18 protein-coding genes are annotated in these 15,146 nt (G+C 60.3%); 14 read left to right on the top strand and 4 right to left on the bottom strand.

Annotated elements, in window-relative coordinates:
* The first annotated feature begins 70 nt into the window (after positions 1-70).
* From BLS34_RS23540 to BLS34_RS23495, 10 genes are read left to right on the top strand one after another with little or no spacing between them, the layout of a single operon-like run.
* Positions 71-322: a hypothetical protein gene (locus BLS34_RS23540; RefSeq protein WP_139189448.1), complete on the top strand. Its 252-nt coding sequence runs from the start codon at positions 71-73 to the stop codon at positions 320-322.
* Complete coding sequence (locus BLS34_RS23535; RefSeq protein ID WP_093154353.1) at positions 319-2,280, top strand: GspE/PulE family protein; 1,962 nt, start codon at positions 319-321, stop codon at positions 2,278-2,280. Before BLS34_RS23540 ends, BLS34_RS23535 begins: the two co-directional genes overlap by 4 nt.
* A complete protein-coding gene (locus tag BLS34_RS23530; RefSeq protein WP_175474363.1) occupies positions 2,270-3,505 on the top strand; it encodes a type II secretion system F family protein in 1,236 nt (411 codons plus the stop codon). The genes BLS34_RS23535 and BLS34_RS23530 overlap by 11 nt, the downstream gene beginning before the upstream one ends.
* Positions 3,505-4,362, top strand: coding sequence for a hypothetical protein (locus BLS34_RS25640; protein ID WP_028793107.1), 858 nt, complete (start codon positions 3,505-3,507; stop codon positions 4,360-4,362). Before BLS34_RS23530 ends, BLS34_RS25640 begins: the two co-directional genes overlap by 1 nt.
* The gene (locus BLS34_RS23520) at positions 4,359-4,790 is read left to right on the top strand and encodes a hypothetical protein (RefSeq protein ID WP_028793108.1); all 432 of its coding nucleotides are present in this window, start codon (positions 4,359-4,361) and stop codon (positions 4,788-4,790) included. The genes BLS34_RS25640 and BLS34_RS23520 overlap by 4 nt, the downstream gene beginning before the upstream one ends.
* The gene (locus tag BLS34_RS23515; RefSeq protein WP_028793109.1) at positions 4,790-5,518 is read left to right on the top strand and encodes a hypothetical protein; all 729 of its coding nucleotides are present in this window, start codon (positions 4,790-4,792) and stop codon (positions 5,516-5,518) included. The genes BLS34_RS23520 and BLS34_RS23515 overlap by 1 nt, the downstream gene beginning before the upstream one ends.
* Positions 5,515-6,030, top strand: a complete 516-nt coding sequence (locus BLS34_RS23510) for a hypothetical protein (RefSeq protein WP_051243847.1) — start codon at positions 5,515-5,517, stop codon at positions 6,028-6,030. Before BLS34_RS23515 ends, BLS34_RS23510 begins: the two co-directional genes overlap by 4 nt.
* A 3-nt stretch (positions 6,031-6,033) precedes the next feature.
* Positions 6,034-6,645 carry a hypothetical protein gene (locus BLS34_RS23505; protein ID WP_093154346.1) on the top strand — a complete coding sequence of 204 codons (612 nt, stop codon included), beginning with the start codon at positions 6,034-6,036 and terminating at the stop codon, positions 6,643-6,645.
* Positions 6,642-7,262: a hypothetical protein gene (locus BLS34_RS23500; protein WP_139189447.1), complete on the top strand. Its 621-nt coding sequence runs from the start codon at positions 6,642-6,644 to the stop codon at positions 7,260-7,262. Before BLS34_RS23505 ends, BLS34_RS23500 begins: the two co-directional genes overlap by 4 nt.
* On the top strand, positions 7,259-8,434 hold the full coding sequence (locus BLS34_RS23495) for a hypothetical protein (RefSeq protein WP_093154341.1): 1,176 nt from the start codon (positions 7,259-7,261) through the stop codon (positions 8,432-8,434). The genes BLS34_RS23500 and BLS34_RS23495 overlap by 4 nt, the downstream gene beginning before the upstream one ends.
* Here the strand turns inward: BLS34_RS23495 and BLS34_RS23490 are convergent.
* The 4 genes from BLS34_RS23490 to BLS34_RS23475 form a co-directional block, all read right to left on the bottom strand.
* A complete protein-coding gene (locus tag BLS34_RS23490; RefSeq protein ID WP_093154339.1) occupies positions 8,431-8,883 on the bottom strand; it encodes a hypothetical protein in 453 nt (150 codons plus the stop codon). The two genes, BLS34_RS23495 and BLS34_RS23490, sit on opposite strands and share 4 nt — an antisense overlap.
* A 405-nt stretch (positions 8,884-9,288) precedes the next feature.
* Positions 9,289-9,621 carry a hypothetical protein gene (locus BLS34_RS23485; protein ID WP_028793114.1) on the bottom strand — a complete coding sequence of 111 codons (333 nt, stop codon included), beginning with the start codon at positions 9,619-9,621 and terminating at the stop codon, positions 9,289-9,291.
* A gap of 139 nt (positions 9,622-9,760) precedes the next feature.
* Positions 9,761-10,417 (bottom strand): helix-turn-helix domain-containing protein, encoded by a 657-nt coding sequence (locus BLS34_RS23480; RefSeq protein ID WP_175474362.1) that lies wholly within the window; start codon positions 10,415-10,417, stop codon positions 9,761-9,763.
* Positions 10,418-10,427: 10 nt separating this feature from the next.
* Positions 10,428-11,312, bottom strand: a complete 885-nt coding sequence (locus tag BLS34_RS23475; RefSeq protein WP_093154335.1) for a DMT family transporter — start codon at positions 11,310-11,312, stop codon at positions 10,428-10,430.
* A 125-nt stretch (positions 11,313-11,437) separates the two neighbouring features.
* Here BLS34_RS23475 and BLS34_RS25635 point away from each other — a divergent pair, with 125 nt between their 5' ends.
* The 4 genes from BLS34_RS25635 to BLS34_RS23455 form a co-directional block, all read left to right on the top strand.
* Positions 11,438-12,190: a hypothetical protein gene (locus BLS34_RS25635; RefSeq protein ID WP_139189446.1), complete on the top strand. Its 753-nt coding sequence runs from the start codon at positions 11,438-11,440 to the stop codon at positions 12,188-12,190.
* Positions 12,191-12,326: 136 nt separating this feature from the next.
* Complete coding sequence (locus BLS34_RS25630) at positions 12,327-12,818, top strand: hypothetical protein (RefSeq protein ID WP_139189445.1); 492 nt, start codon at positions 12,327-12,329, stop codon at positions 12,816-12,818.
* A gap of 1,203 nt (positions 12,819-14,021) precedes the next feature.
* Complete coding sequence (locus BLS34_RS26775; protein ID WP_084618673.1) at positions 14,022-14,423, top strand: WGR domain-containing protein; 402 nt, start codon at positions 14,022-14,024, stop codon at positions 14,421-14,423.
* 160 nt (positions 14,424-14,583) lie between these two features.
* The coding region (locus BLS34_RS23455; RefSeq protein WP_139189444.1) for a hypothetical protein at positions 14,584-15,146 on the top strand (563 nt) is incomplete at its 3' end.

The raw sequence follows: 15,146 nt of genomic DNA, 5'->3' as shown, positions 1-15,146 counted from the left end.
AGCTTCCGCAGAAACGGTCAATCCATTCGGTGGCCCCGCCGTACAGGCCCAACCTGTCACGGTCACCCCTGTGCCCACCTACCAGCCGTCCGCTCCGCTGCCGCCTCTGTCTTACTTCGCTCTGATCGGGCGGGTTGCACTCCTGTCCGACGGACAACGGGTTATCCGCGCGGCACACGGCCGACCGGTCACGATCCTCGGGGCGAAATACCAAGTCGAACTCGAAGGCGACGAGCTGGTGCTTTTCGATGACGACGATAAAGCCGTCTTCTACGCCAGCTTGGGCTACGGGGTTCGAACCGAAGGGACAGACGAGCAATGACCTCCGAGCCCCTATTGCCCGACATGAAACGCGCCCGCCGAACCGGGCGCTGGAAGACGTTCGGCCGAAGTCTGATCGCCGGCGCCCTTACCCGGGCAAGGAGGACGAAGCCAAACGCGTCACCTCAACCGGAGGGCCCGTCGCATGACGACGGCCAAGAGCCTCAGATCGTTCGGCCAGTTCCGGTTGCCGTCCAACCGCCGCCGGCGAAGTCACCGACCACAGAATTCTTAGACGCGCTCGTAAGCACACAACAACTAAGTGCCGACCGTGCCGACTACATCTCCTCGATCGTCAAGGAACACCAATTGCGCGGTCGTCCAGCGACCGCAGCTGAGCTCGTCATTCATTTTGGGTTCGTCCCGGCTCGGGTTGTCCTGGACCTGATTCAATCGATGGGCCTGCAAATGCCGCTGCCGGCCGACGCGGCGGCGCTCTATTCCCTTTGGCCGGCGTCGTTGCTCGCGCAGCTTCGAGTGAAGCCAATACGCCTGCACAACGGCACTCTCTACATCGCCGCGGTTCGCCCCCTGCTTCCATTTGAAGAAGCGCTTCTCATCGACAGAGCCAAAGCAGGCGACGTCGTCATTACACAGATCGTCCAAGAACCTCAGGAAACCGTGGCGACACTCGCCGCCATCAATACGACGCCACATACGACCGGCCAGCAGTTGACCGACTTGCTCGCCCGACACGACATCGCAGCCACCCCGGACGCACTTGGACCTGCCCTGGATTCACTCCTAACGGACGCCCTCGAGAACGGCGCCTCCGACATCCATATCGAGGTCCACGACAACCTGGCCGAAACTCGTATCGAGTACCGCGTCGCGAACGGCCTGAATCATCGAGCCAGCGTCTCGCCTCAGCTAGGGCGCAGACTGGCAGTCCTTATTCGGGAGCGCGCCGGGATCGACACCTCGAATCTTGAAGCGCTCTTCGACGGCGATTTTCGCTTCAGGTACCACGGCCGACCGATCGACATCCGTGTTGCGATCTTGCCGACGCATGCTCAGCAAAAGTTGACGCTGCGCCTCAGCGATCCGTCAGCGTTCCAATCGCTCCCCGCAATTTTCGAGCATTTCCCAGAGTTCGTAAAACGGCTCGAACATGACAGCGCGAAGGCGTCCCGGCGCGGTTCGATGGGGATCGTCACAGGAGCGACGAACCAGGGAAAATCGACCACCTTGCGAGCGTTCGTAATGAACATGCCCCGGCATGCTCTGCGGGTGCTTGAGGCCGGTGAGCCGATCGAGGTCAAAACCCCTCTCACCACACAGACGCACATCAACCGCCACGCCGACGTCGGCCTAACCTTCGACGCCTTCTTGCGAGCCGCACTGCGTCACGATCCAGATGTCGTCTTCGCGCAGGAGCTTCGAGATGAGGAAACCATTCGGGCCGCTCTGCGGATCGTCGAAACCGGTCACATGTTCCTCAGCAGCCTGCACGCCGACTCCGTTGTCGATACCTTCCCCCGGCTGTTCTCATTCATTCACGCTAGCCGAGCTGAAGCCGCCTTTGTGCTGTCACGCGGGCTCTCCTGGATCATCCATCAAGTTCTGATTTCGACACCCTGCCGGGCTTGTTCTACCACCGTCCCGACCTCCCAGCTTCCCGAGGACGCCCGCACTACGCTTGGTCTTGAAGACGATGTTGAAGTCGTCTCGCTCAACCCGGCCGGCTGCCCGGAATGTCGCTATCAAGGCTACGGCAAACAGCGCACCGTCGTACCGGCCGGGATCTGGATCAACGCGTCAGCCCGCCAAGCCTTGCACCAGCATCTATCTCGCATCGTGGCCGATGGGCATTTCGCGGACTACGACCAGATCCTAGCCATTCCCGGTATCGACTATTTCCCTAGAGGCCCGCACCTCCAGACCCTCGCAGAACGCCATGTCATCGCGTGGCAGACCGCCGTCCATGAGATCAATTGGGAGGCGAACCGTGGGCATTAATCCTTTCCAGGTCACCGGAACCTACATCGAGGCGCGCTATTACGATCCGATCGTCAATCAGACACAGTCGAAGCACTTCCATCGCGGAACGATCCAGAGCGTCCGTCGTGAACTGACGGGTGCCGGTCACACCGTTCTGGACCTCACCGAGCGCTCCCACCGACGAATCAATAACCAGTTCTATGCCGCCACCGAACGGTCGAATTTCCTCCGGACCCTCGCCGCTTTCATCCGCGCTGGCATCCCGCCGACCGACGCGGTGCGATCCACCGTTGGAATGATCCAGCACCGCAGCAAACGCGCCGAGCTTCAGCCCGCTTTGGACGTTCTTGATGGCGGTGGCACCTTGTCGGATTCCCTGGAGCGAATCCCTCTCCTGGATCCCGTGGCCAAGTCCTTCTTCGCAGCCGCCGTTGCGGCAAACGCTGTTCAGCAGATCGTTGAACCGCTTCTCGCCTATCGAGCCTCTCTAACCACGATCTGGCGCTCTATTTCGACCGGATTGGCGATCGCCGGTTTCGAGCTTGTTATGGCCATCGCATCGGTCGCCTCCATGGAGGTTGGCGGCTTCGATTGGATCGCCTCAGAAATGGGTGGCAGCAACCCCGATTTCGCTTCCAAGGTCGAGCTCGCACGGCTCCTAAACCGCTGCCTTCTGATCGTCGGCTTGGCTCCCTTCGTCTATGCTGGTGTCATTTTCGTTCTGTCCCGATTGACTGACCCGGGATCGCGCCGGCTAGTCGGTTTGGCGATATCGCACACACCAATTGTTCGGCGCCTCTTCAGCCATCTCGCCGTCGCTGAAACCTTCTCCATTGCCGGTTTCATGCTGCGCGCCGGCGCACCTTTCCTGGTGGCATGCAACTCAGCTCTGTCGGCCACAAACCACCCCTTAACCCGCGCCTATTGGCACCAGGTGCTCACTCTGCACCGGGAACGCGGCGAGCCCGTAACAGCGGCAATCGCCTCTGCGAAGGGTCCCCTCACACCGTGGGAGCAGATGCCGCTCGTCGGCCATAGCGGCACCCGCCATAGCGATCTGGCCGAAACCATGCAGGCGATCGCCGCCGATCGCGTTCACGCAGCATCAGTCGAGGCCGGTCGGCTTACACGTCGGATCAGCCTGGTCATCCTCGCCTACCTCGGCGCCAGCATCGGTCTCTTTCTCTACCTGGTCCTCGCTCAAAACGAGATGACGGACGGCCTCTTCCAAGGAGCGTTCTGATGGTCGACTACATACCATCGTCATTCGGAGCGATTTCAGCTCCGCTCGCATCGCAGCGCAAAGGCGACGTCGTCGCTCACCACGCCGCTGCGGGACTCCTGCAAACCGACGCCGTAGCCATCATTCACACGGTAGCCGACGGCAAGGTCCACGCGCTCTTCGCTCAAAGCACGGATTTCCCACAAGACCCCTCAAAAGGCGACTTCACATGCGCACTCGCCGCCGCTCTTCCTGGACACAGCAGACACCAGGGCGACGGGGTCTATATCACCGAATCCTCGTCCGGCTATGCCGCTGTCCGTACAGCAGCGAATTCGGTGGCGTCCTTTCACGGCAACCATGACCTCGTCCTTGCTTGGGCAGCGGATCAAGGATTGCCCCGGTTCTTCGTAGAGCCGGAGGATGGGTCGCCATGGCGGCTCCCGATGTATCAGCGAGAACAACGGCAGAGCCGTTTGAACTTCGCTCTAACTATGAGCGGCCTGGCCTTCGCGGTCTTTGCTGCTTTCAATCTGTCCCAAATCGTGGCTCGCGATAACCGCGCCGCCCAGGATACGGCTGAAATCACCAACGCCTCGCGCGGCTACGAAAGAGAGCTGCGCACAGAGCTCGGACACGTCGCCGGCCAGCCGGCTTTGGCGGTGATCGGTCGGTTGTACTCGCTCAGCCGAATTGTTCCCGAGACGGGCGGCGCGCTGTCCGAGTTCCGCGCCGAAGGCGACACCGTCAAATGGACGGCCGAAGTACCGGATTGGGTCTCAAACGAGCAGATCGATTCCTACGGCCCCGACATCCAGCGAACCCGCTTACCCACGACCCAAAAACTCCGTCTGACCGCCGTGGAGAAGATCCAATGAAGATCGGCAGGATATCGTTGACCGCGCTTGTCGTCTGGCTCGCGGCCCTTGCCGCGGCCGTGTACACGAGCAATGCCCAAGACGCCTCCATGGACCGCATGCGCGTGGTCTCTGCAGCGCGCACCCTCATGCCTCGACCAATTGGGTTGAAAGCCGATCCGGCGCCTGCCGAAACCTACCGGCGGATCGCCAACGACCTAACGGCCACAAATCCCAAGGTCGACTTCCTCGCCACGCCGACTGGACTCATTGTCCGCGCATCCGACGCTGGCGAGTACGTCGCCTGGATGCTGGCCGTAACCACTGCCATCGCGCAGGCCTCCCAATACCGCTGGTCCATCAAAGAGCTCTGCGCTGGGACTCAGTGTCCAAGCGCACCGCTCTCTGCCGACCTCGTCGCCCACCAGATCCAAACGGAGATCAAATAATGAGCGCCGTTCAAGCTAACCACCGCAATGCCGGCTTCGGCTGGATCGCCGTCATCATGATTGTCTTGATCCTCGTCGTCGCGATCGGAGCCTTCTTTGTCACATCAAGCAATTCGTCCTTCTCGCGGATCCATGAGTATCTGGCTCGACTGAACGGCAATTCGATCTACTCGACCGCTGGCAGCATCAATTCCGGGATCTCGTTCATCAACGCACAGGGGTGGGGCGTTGAAGACATCGACTTTGTCGACACCGCGAGCGCAAACACGGAACGGGTCTCGCTCTTCGACCCCGTGAGCGGCGCGATTTCCGAGCCCACCATGAGCACCGGGCTGTTCATCACCAGGCCCACGGGCATTGATTCCGACGATTGGGGCAAGTGGGCCCTGATCGGAAACACGGGCACAGGTGCGGGCACTTTCACGGTCCCGGACGTCGCCACCACAGCACCGGAATGGGCGATTGTCCTGACCGGCATCAAAGACAAGTACTGCAAGTCGATCAATTCCGACCTGTGGGGCGTCGACGAGGACGATGACATTCCTGTCGCCAGTGCTGTGGCTTCGACGACCATCTACACCCCGATGCAGCAGACGACCCGCGTTCAGGCCGTAACCGTCAACCTGACAAGCGCATCGCCATCTGGTGCTTTCGACGGACAGTCGAAAGGGTGCGCGCAAACATCGGACGGCGTCAATTTCTTCTATCTCGTCGTGAACGCCCGATGAAAGCCGCGCCGGATGACCGAAACGCCGGCTTCGGCTGGATCACGTTCATTCTCATCGCGCTGTTCCTGTTCCTGGCTCTCGGGAAGATCTTCTTCGACGGTCAGGCGACTACAGGAGACGTGCTCGGCCGAGCGATGACCAAGTCGCAGCTCACCGCCGACGGTAGCCTGATCATCCAACGGATCAGCGGGTGCGCCCTTCAATACCCGACCTCTACGGGCACAGGCGCGTATGCCTCATATCCGGACGAGCCGGCCACCGAATCCGTCTCCGACCTGGTTTGCCCCGGCTCTGGAGCGAGCCTTTGGTCAGGGTCGGACGGCGTCTATTACCCGCCTGCCCCAATAGGCTTTTCGGAATGGTCATATCACCATGCCTCGGACGGGATCTGGGTAGAGGCGATCGGCCAAGCCGATGCCGAAGAGCTGGTCGGTTCCGTTGTCGCTGAGTTCGGCAACGCGGCTACGCAGCCCACACCGGGAACCCTACGCCTTTACGTCCGGGGGAATTGAACGATGCACATCGGGATCGCCCTTCTCCTCCTCGTCGCAGCCATGGGAGCTGGCGTCTACGCCCAAAAGTCCCATCAGCTCGCCCGCGATCAGGTCTACCTTGCTCAGCATTCGAAGACTGTAGAAGCGATCACGGTCGCGCTTGATCGGGCGGCCAAATCCAGCAGTCACCCCGTTGGCGTCACCCTACCGGATTTGTCCTCGATCGACACAGCCAGCATCACCGAAACCCTCGACGGATGGGGCCGAGCTGTCCAACTCTGCACCAACCCTACGGACGATACATTGCCGGCGCTACTCGTGATCAGCGCCGGCGCCGACAACAACTTCGATACCGGGTGCTCGCAGGCTCTGGCCGGCGACCTGAATGGCGACGACGTTGCACGGAGTCTCCGCCATGAGCAGGTCTTTGCCCGCCAGGCTCTAGAGGCGCCCGAAACGGAGCTGATCGCCAATTACACCGTTCCGTGCTCTGCCTCGTTCGACCTTCTCGAAAAGCCAACCACGTCAGCTTTCGAATGCCACAACCTGTGTGAGGCCTTCGCTGAATTTTCCGCCAGGTACGGCTTTCACGACGTCCAGCCGGACTGGAGCACATGCAGAGCAACCCCATGAGCGACCGGAACGCCGGAGCCATCGTTCCGTTTCTCCTCCTGTGCCTATTCCTGGCCCTCATCGTGCTTGGGCCGACATCCAGGAGGGTCGACCAGATTCTTTCGTCGGCCGATCAAACCACCAGGTTCTCAACGTCGGTAGACCGCATGAGCATGACGGCCTATGCAATCGGCCGCGCAACCACAATTGCTTCCGACGGAACGCTGACGCCTCCTACGGCCTCGCCCTCCGGAGGCATTCCCGACAACATCGGAGCCGTCCCCCTCGACCGATTTGGCGTCGCGTTCGGATACTGCCCGTCGAACGGCTATACCTCGACTGCCGATCCGCTCTTCGCGTTGATCTCCTCGGGCTACGACCGAGCAACCGAGACCAGTTGCGCCGACGCTCTTCTCGGTCAGTCCTCAGGCGACGACATCGTCCGCACGCTGTCCGTCTATGAGGCAAGTTTGACCCCGCACCAGGTCGCACCGCACATGGCGACCGTCAACGAGATGTGGCGCAGCCAGTGCGCCTCCATCGGCGTAATTCAGAACCTTCCCTCAGCCTCCCAATGCGCTGAATTCGACTCGCTTTGGTCCAGCTTCATCGTCAGCAATCCGGGACTCATGCCATGATCGCGCACCCGTTCGTCATCCTGCTGGCCGCAGTCGTCAGCTTCCTTGCACCCTCGCTCTACTCGGCGATGCAGACAAAGACCGACGCCGTGACATCAGCCCGGGCATCGACCACCCGGGCGAGCCTCATTGAGGCTGCGCAGATCCTTGCGACCCAAGGGTCGCTCGATCTCGCCTCTGGAACCCTGATACTGTCGGCCGCCGGAAGCGGGAGCACTCTTCCGGCTGACCTTCCTGCACAAACCACGGACTCCTGGAACACGGCGATCACCTATTGCCGCGGCGGCTCGCAAACCATGGCAGCCACCGCACTTGCTTTGGTTTCGGCGGGCCCCGACCGCCGCGCGGACACCTCGTGCACGACCGCTCTCAGCTCGCTGTCCTCCGGCGATGATATCGTGATCACCCTGTCGCACAGTGATGCAGCGACCTGGGCGGCCCAGTCCGCCAACCGTCTCGGCCTGGTCAACACCGTCGAAGCTCTGAACTGCGTGGCCCCAGACGTGGTCGCCTACAGCGGAGGCACCTGGACCTGCGTCAACGTCGACGACTTGATCTCAGAGAGCCTCGACGGCACCTCCACTTCGTGCCCGATCGCAAATGGTACGGGGGAAAAGGCCTGGGACGGCGCGACCAAATCTTGGAGCACATGCGTCGTCACAGGCTGCAATGCCGGGTATACAGTCCACAACAACACCTGCATCCCTACGACGACGCCCTGCAGTGTCTCCAACGGTAGCGGACAACAGACGTGGAACGGGTCGGGCTACGGCTCCTGCACCGCCACCTCCTGCAACGCCGGCTATCACATCGAGAACGGTCAATGCGTCCCTGATGGCCTGCAGGCCGGTAGCTGCTATCGGATCACCTGCACGTCACAGGCAAACCGGACACAGACCCTCATCGGCAATGCTCAGAATTCTCAGGTCGTCCGAGCTGGTGCCCCTAGTGGCGGCGGAGCCTGGGTCTTGGGTGTCGGTGGGAACTCGCAATCCGGCTTCTATCTCACGCAGGCCTACAACTGCATCAAGAATGAATCCGCCATAATCGCTCAACATAGCGGCAATGGCTACTGCCAGGCGTTCGGCCCCGCACATTCAGGCGAGGCTTATCAATACTCCGGCGGATACTTCAATTATTTCGCTTATTGTCAAGTTCCCCAATCCTGTTAGGAAGCACACAAAACGTAAGCGCCAACGCCTATCCCAGCGGCCATGAACGGACCAAGTGTCACCGTTCCTGGCCCATACGGGCCAAAACCCCCACGGCCAAACACGACCGCAACAAGCGCACTGAAGAGCGCCACCACTGCCGCGACCCAGATTCCAAAACCGCCCAACCCGAGGGCCGCGGCTGCCATGAGATTCCAGTCACCCCGGCCGAAGTACGGGCCTTTGCCGAGCTTGTCGACGGTCCACCAAGCGGCATGACCGGAAGCCAGTATCGAGATTGAGAGGACCGAATTATTGAAGACAGCGATCGCCCCCACCTGGCTCGCGAGGACGACGCCGGCGATCGCGACGCCCATAATTGCCAGTGGCGGAATTATGCCTCGGCGAAAATCCGCCCATCCCGCGCCGGCCGAGATCACGACCATCGCAATAGCAGCCAGCACGGTCATGGCGCGACCAGGCCCCTAAAGTTGCTCGCGGCCTGGCGCTGCCCCCGAAAATCCACGCTTGTGTTGATCAGTACATATGTCTTATTCATGGATTAGGACTATCGCGTTAACCAAGCTTCGACATGGATATCTAAAAAAAATTTGAAACCGATGGCCGCTACTAAGTACAAGACTGATAAGCATGGCAAAATCGCGCGTCTCGTTCGACTTGCTACGCCTGATGCAGAACGGGTACGTGCCGCCTGTAATTCAGCGGGAATCACGCTACTTTCATTCTATACATCAGCGGCCAAAGCTTACCTGAAAGCCAGGGCTGAAAATACCGTCATCCCTATCACCCCGACGCCAACCGGAGTGCAATTTGATGTGCTGACCGTTCGCGTTAGCCCCGGCCTATTTGAAGAGTTAGAAGCTGCCGCCACCAGAGACGGCGTTCATTTGGGAAGGCTCCTCGCCACAGCTCTCATCTACGGCGTCGACCTGGTCGAGTCCTCCCAAGCCCTGCCAGACGATTCCTGATTTGATCAACGCGATCTGGCGGGGATCCTTGCTGATAGTCCGGATCTCGACTCCGCACTCGAAAAGCAACAGATCAAGCAATTCAACGACGGCCTCGTACGACCCGAACTCTCTTGCACACGCATCGACCCAAATAGACCGATAGAGCGACAAGGACTCGTAATCCGTCCTCTGACCATCGCGTTCGAGCGCGTCAAGGTCGAGCTCGTCTGCCTCCATAATCCGTACGTTCTCCACGGATCCAATCACCCTGATAGGTTTTCTCAACGGTTGGCCTCAGACTAGCAGGCGTTGTAAACCAACACATAGCCAGAATCGCCATATGGCCGTAATTTTCTATACTGTTTTCGTATTAATTCTAAAGAAAATGCCGCCCAAGCGCGGAAACGGTTACAATTCCCGGGCGAGTGTCGCGGTCTACTGCGACACTCATAACCATGAATTCCAGGCCTGCCGTCGATCTGACAAACTGAAAGATCGGATCGCCCGTAATCAGGGCTTTCCAGTATCTTTCGAACGCGGAACGGGATACGACCGCATCCCCTATGTCGAGAACACGTGCGCCGATCGCCCGCTCCCCACCCCATCGGATTCCGGAGCCCATCTCGTCAATGTAGAGATCGCCGTCGTGTAATGAGACAGAAGTGACTCTTGTCGCGTCACTTAACCTAACCCGCTCCAGCACCTTTTCCCTGTCTCTGGTCCGCATCGAGATTTCGAAAAGCGCATAAATGTGGGGCAGTTTCTCGCTCGCTCCGGCCAGTGCAGTACAAGGCAGATCCACCACGATAAAAGGGTGCGGCAGGCCGCTGGCGATCGGTTCACCCAGGCCCACAACCCTCGCGATTTGCTCCAACGTGCCATCCCGCGCGCTAGGCCGCTCTTCTGCAAAGACACGGCTGACAGTCCGCGGGGACACTCCTGCCGCATGCGCCACATCCTTCTGCGTCATCTTCATGCGCGCTGCAGCAGCCCGTAGCTCCGGGCCACTAAAGGCCCGACCCGTTTTTTCCATTGCGCCCTCCCTAATTCCGCCCTCCATCCCGACGACCGAAAATCACAATTCCAGTCGCCAGGACGACCAAAGCTCCCCCGAGCATGGTCTGATCTTCTGGCAAAATGCCGAAAACCGCCAAGTCGATTACCAATGCCACAACGAGCCGAAAAGCTTCCACAGGCTGAATTGCGCTCGGCTCTGCATACCGGAATGCAAAAACGTTCATGTGCTGCGAAAACCAGAGGAGCAATCCTGTCGCCAAGCAGCCGGCGAGTTCCATCCACGAGACATCCGCCCACACAGAAATTGCGCCGGGCGCCAAGCCCGCCGCGAGCCAGATCGCTTGCCTCCCAACGATTGCTTCTCTTGGCTCAGATCGCATCCACCGGATCATCAGCATGCTCAGCGACATTGCCGCAGCGGATCCAACCGCTGCCCAACCGTAGATGTTGACCTCGCCGAAACTTGGATCGAGCACGACGACAACTCCCGCCGCCGCCACAGCGATGCCCATAGCCTTGACCAGGCTAAACCGCTCCCCCAGCCATATCCTCGCAAGGATGGCCGTGAAGACCATTCTGGAGAACAGGATCGCCGTAACTTCAGCGACCGGCATATGCGAGACCGCCAGAAACCCCAGCAGAATGGCCGCCCCTGTCAACATCGCCCTGACCATATGACGACCATGGCCGACGGAGGTCATGCGTACCTGACCCGATACCGCCCTTGGCATGGCGACCAGCGCCACCACGACGATTTGTTGAATAAAGGCAATCTGCAGAAGCGGCACGCTTCCGCTCAGCCAACGGACGATTCCGGCAATTAGGACAAATGCAGCGCCCGCCAACCCTAAGCAGACTGCCCCCTTGAGCAGAGAATATTCCCACACATCGGGCGCGTCATTCCGAGTCATTTAATTCCATAAAGTCGAATACGATTAACCGGTTCACGCCTCAATCGCGCAACGTTCACTCAATCAGCGACGATGGCATGAAGCCTTACAGTTTGTTATCAATCTGCACGAACGGAGCTGATCTCATGGCACATACTACTGCACGGCTTCCCTCCACGGACGTAGACCGCGACGGCACGCAATTTGTCCAACGACTGATCAATAGCGCTCAGCATCGGTTGTTCGAAGGCTTTGGCGTCACCCTATCCGTTCATGGTGATTTCGAAGCTTTCGCAGCCGTCGATCGCCTGGGTTGGCACACTTTCCAAGGATACACAAACGAACATACACACGCATCCCGTGGAGCGGCCATTCTGATCGATGTAGATGGCCGAACCATCGCGACATATGCGTGCGGCCTATATGACGCTCACCCCAATATGGCCGCTCTGATTGATGGACCCGGGCTCTATAATGACGGCACCGGAGATCGATTCGAGATCGCCACACCCGTCTGCCGCAATTGGTTCTCTGCGATGAGAGGGCGCGTCGGCTGCAGCGGCGGGATTTGGATGAATCCCGACTATCGCCGCACCGCCTTGAGCCACACGCTCGTGCCTCTTCTGCCCCTACTCGGTCGAGCGATCGCGGTCGAGTGCTGGCAGGCCGACCACGTCTTTGCTCTCATGCCCGAAGACGTCGTCAAGAAGCAGATTGGCGCCCGCTACCGCCTCAGCTTCATGGAACCTGGGCTCACGTGGCACCACGGCGAAACCGACATCGCGTTCTGGTTTGGTTATCATCCTCCGCTGAAGATCGTTCACGATGCCTATGAGTTCCTGGAACAGGGCTTCCAAGCGCTCTTTGACCAGCCGATTCCGACCAAGGCTGCAGCCTGATTTCCACAAAGAAAGCGCCGGGCTGCGTAGCTCAAGCGGCCCGGCCGTCCTCCGAGCGCCGCCTGCGTCACCGCCTACATATTGGGATTTGTAGGAACATAGGACATATGTGCTATATTTCGCGCGGATAGCTTGCATGCCCCATCAAGTGTTGTGGGATAAGCCGATGAAACGACCAGGAATTGCCACCCTCGTGCTCACCTGCTTAGCAGGTTGCGCGCAGTTCGCCGCCCAAGAACCCGCCCCGGATCTCGGTCAACCTTGCTGGCGCCTGGTTCCCGATTCGATCCATCTTCTTTCCGCGGACCCGGCCGCGCTGCGGTTCGCTGACCAAGCCTGCCAATCCGCGCTCGAGGTCAATGCCGATGGCGTCGCCACCAAGTGGTACGCGCCCCTCTACAAATTTCATGGATCCGTCTCGCCCACCGCGTCCTATCGCGTCGACGGCACATACTGCCGCACATATTCCGTCAGTGTGGGCCGGGCGAATGTCGATAGCTCCACGACACTGACGACCCGCGGCACCGCCTGCAGGTCCGGCACTGGCGCCTGGTGGGCTTGGGAGGCAGACCTTCCCTCACAAGGAACCGAGGTCCCGGCCGATCCGCAATTGGCATCCACTAAATGACGGACCCTTTGTCCTTCGAGCGCGCGGGCGAGCCTCAGCGCAGCTCTCAACCCGAACCGACACTCAACGAAACAGGAGATCGCGCAGCACGAGGGCCATAACCAAAAACGGCCGCCTTTTGGGGCGACCGCTGGATACTCGAACTAACGTTTGGCGACGATGAGTATCCCCAATCCAAAATTGAGTGTCAACGGATAAAGCGACTTCTCGCAGCGCTTTGTCGCGCCCTGGTGCCGCGCCTTTTAACCAAGAGGATTGCGGATGACGACCCCATTATATCCATCATCGACGGAGCGCCGAGGAAGCTTGGAACGTAGCCTCGCCTCTCAGCGCAAGGCTTTCATGGAACGCACCGCCGACGTCCAGCCCACCCTTGAGCAATGGAAGTCATGGACGCCCAGACCCTCGATGCCAGAGCGGCACAAGCAGCCTAAACTTCCAGGCCTCGATGACGGCTCGATACGACGCGGGTTTCGTCGGCGCCGCTCTCCCAGAGCCTTTCTAACCAGCTACTCTTGCGCTCGCCGGCGTCCCGGCCGATCAAGCCTATGGGCTGAAGCAGAGCTTAGATCCCTCGATCTCTATGCCGCTGACCTGATTCCAGCAGCTGTCTTGCACGAATCCCATCTCTCGCCGGCCGACAGACGTGTACTCCTCGCCCTCCTGCTTCTCTCTAAGGGCCGCGAGACCTGGACACTTCACATGGCGCCGATCGCCAACCTCGCCCGGGTCGCCCGATCTACCGCGCACCTCGCGATCGCCCGCCTCGCCCGGGCGGGCTACATCGCTCGAAAGCAGAACCCGATCTCCGGCGACCGGAACGGCCCGAACACCTGGACCATCCTCGATGCCAGGCTTCTTGCCACCGCAACCGAGGTCGCTCGGTCTGCACGAAGGTCCGCCGACAGCACCGCGCCATTCCAATCTGATAGGGTCCAAAAGAATGATCCGGTGAATCACTCCACAGATTCTTCTTATAGGTTCCGTCGATCAACGGAACATGCGGCCGGATTATCCCCACCCTCTGGCGGCGGTATCTGCGCCAAAGGCGCACCGCCACTTTCTCATCCCGAACGACGGCGAAGCTGACTCTTCTTATGCTCGGCAGGGGCCGAGGCGGCGTTTCCGTCAAAGACAACTCAAAGACGTTCCTGCGCCTCGGAAAGTCTTCTTTTCGCCCTCTTCGGATGGTATTATTCCCTTATGCTTTCCATCGCGCACATCCGCTTGAAACTTACCGACGCTGCGGCCAATCGAGATCGAGCGTACGAACTCCAAATAGACCGCGATCTTTTTGGCGAATACTCCGTCTCGGTGAGATATGGCCGGCAAGGATCGACCCTGCGCGCTATTCGATATACCGCGACCGATCTCGCCCAAGCCGGACGGATTGCCGCGTCAATCCTGCGCCGGCGCATCACGGCCCGCCGCCGTCTCGGCAGCGCTTACGTACTAAGGGGAGCAGACGGAGACTGCGCCGAGCTTGTGCGAACCTGGCACCGGCTGGGCGGCGCCGACTCTCGGAGCGGCACAGTTTGCCCTTTAGCCGCGCGGACCTCAAGGAAGCCCCTCTTACCCGCGGATCTTCCCTTGTTTGCCGCGTAGGTCTCTCTCGCTCACGCGTCTTCTCGCCTCCCGGGGTTTCCCTACCGGATTTCCCCAAAGTAGCGGGACTGATTGGAACGTGGGGGTTGCTCCTGACAGGCCCTTCGTCGCAGACGGTCGGTTGAGAAGATCGAGGGATCGACGGCGTCGGGAGCATTAAATGGGTTGGAAGCTGGAACTGGTTGAGACGGGCCGGGGCACAGCCTCACGGCGCATCGCGGTTGCGCGGCTCGATGAGATCGTCGCTCCGGCAAGCGTCGAGGACATCGGTCTCAACCACGGCACTGCGCAGCGGATACTCGGTGACATTCAGCGCGCTGTCGTGGCGCTCCAGGAGGATGCTCTACGGGCGAAGGCCGACCTGCGGCGCCGGCTCGATCCGACGGTGCGGCTGAAGGACTACCGGCTTCGCAGGATCCAGAGCCTCCACGGCACGCTGACGATCCGTGTCCCACGCCTCATGCGCACCGGGAGAGTGGAACCAGTGTCGCCACTGCTGGCCGGATCGGCACGCTCGACCGCAGAGTACCGGCTGCTGCTGGCTCGCCTCGGTGCCTGGATGAGCTTCCGCGCGGCCGCCGGGTTGGTCGAAGAGTTGTTCCCGCAGGCATCGGGTGGATGTGCGGACACCGTGCGACGGCGGATATTCGACGAGGCGGAGCGGATCTCGGCGCGACCGCTAGGGAAAGCCAGGACCGAGACGCCGGCGCGGTCGATCGACCT

This window comes from Thalassobaculum litoreum DSM 18839, assembly GCF_900102465.1.
GTDB classification, from domain to species: domain Bacteria; phylum Pseudomonadota; class Alphaproteobacteria; order Thalassobaculales; family Thalassobaculaceae; genus Thalassobaculum; species Thalassobaculum litoreum.
Note: the sequence above shows the minus strand (reverse complement) of the source record. Positions and strands in the feature narration are given on the sequence as shown.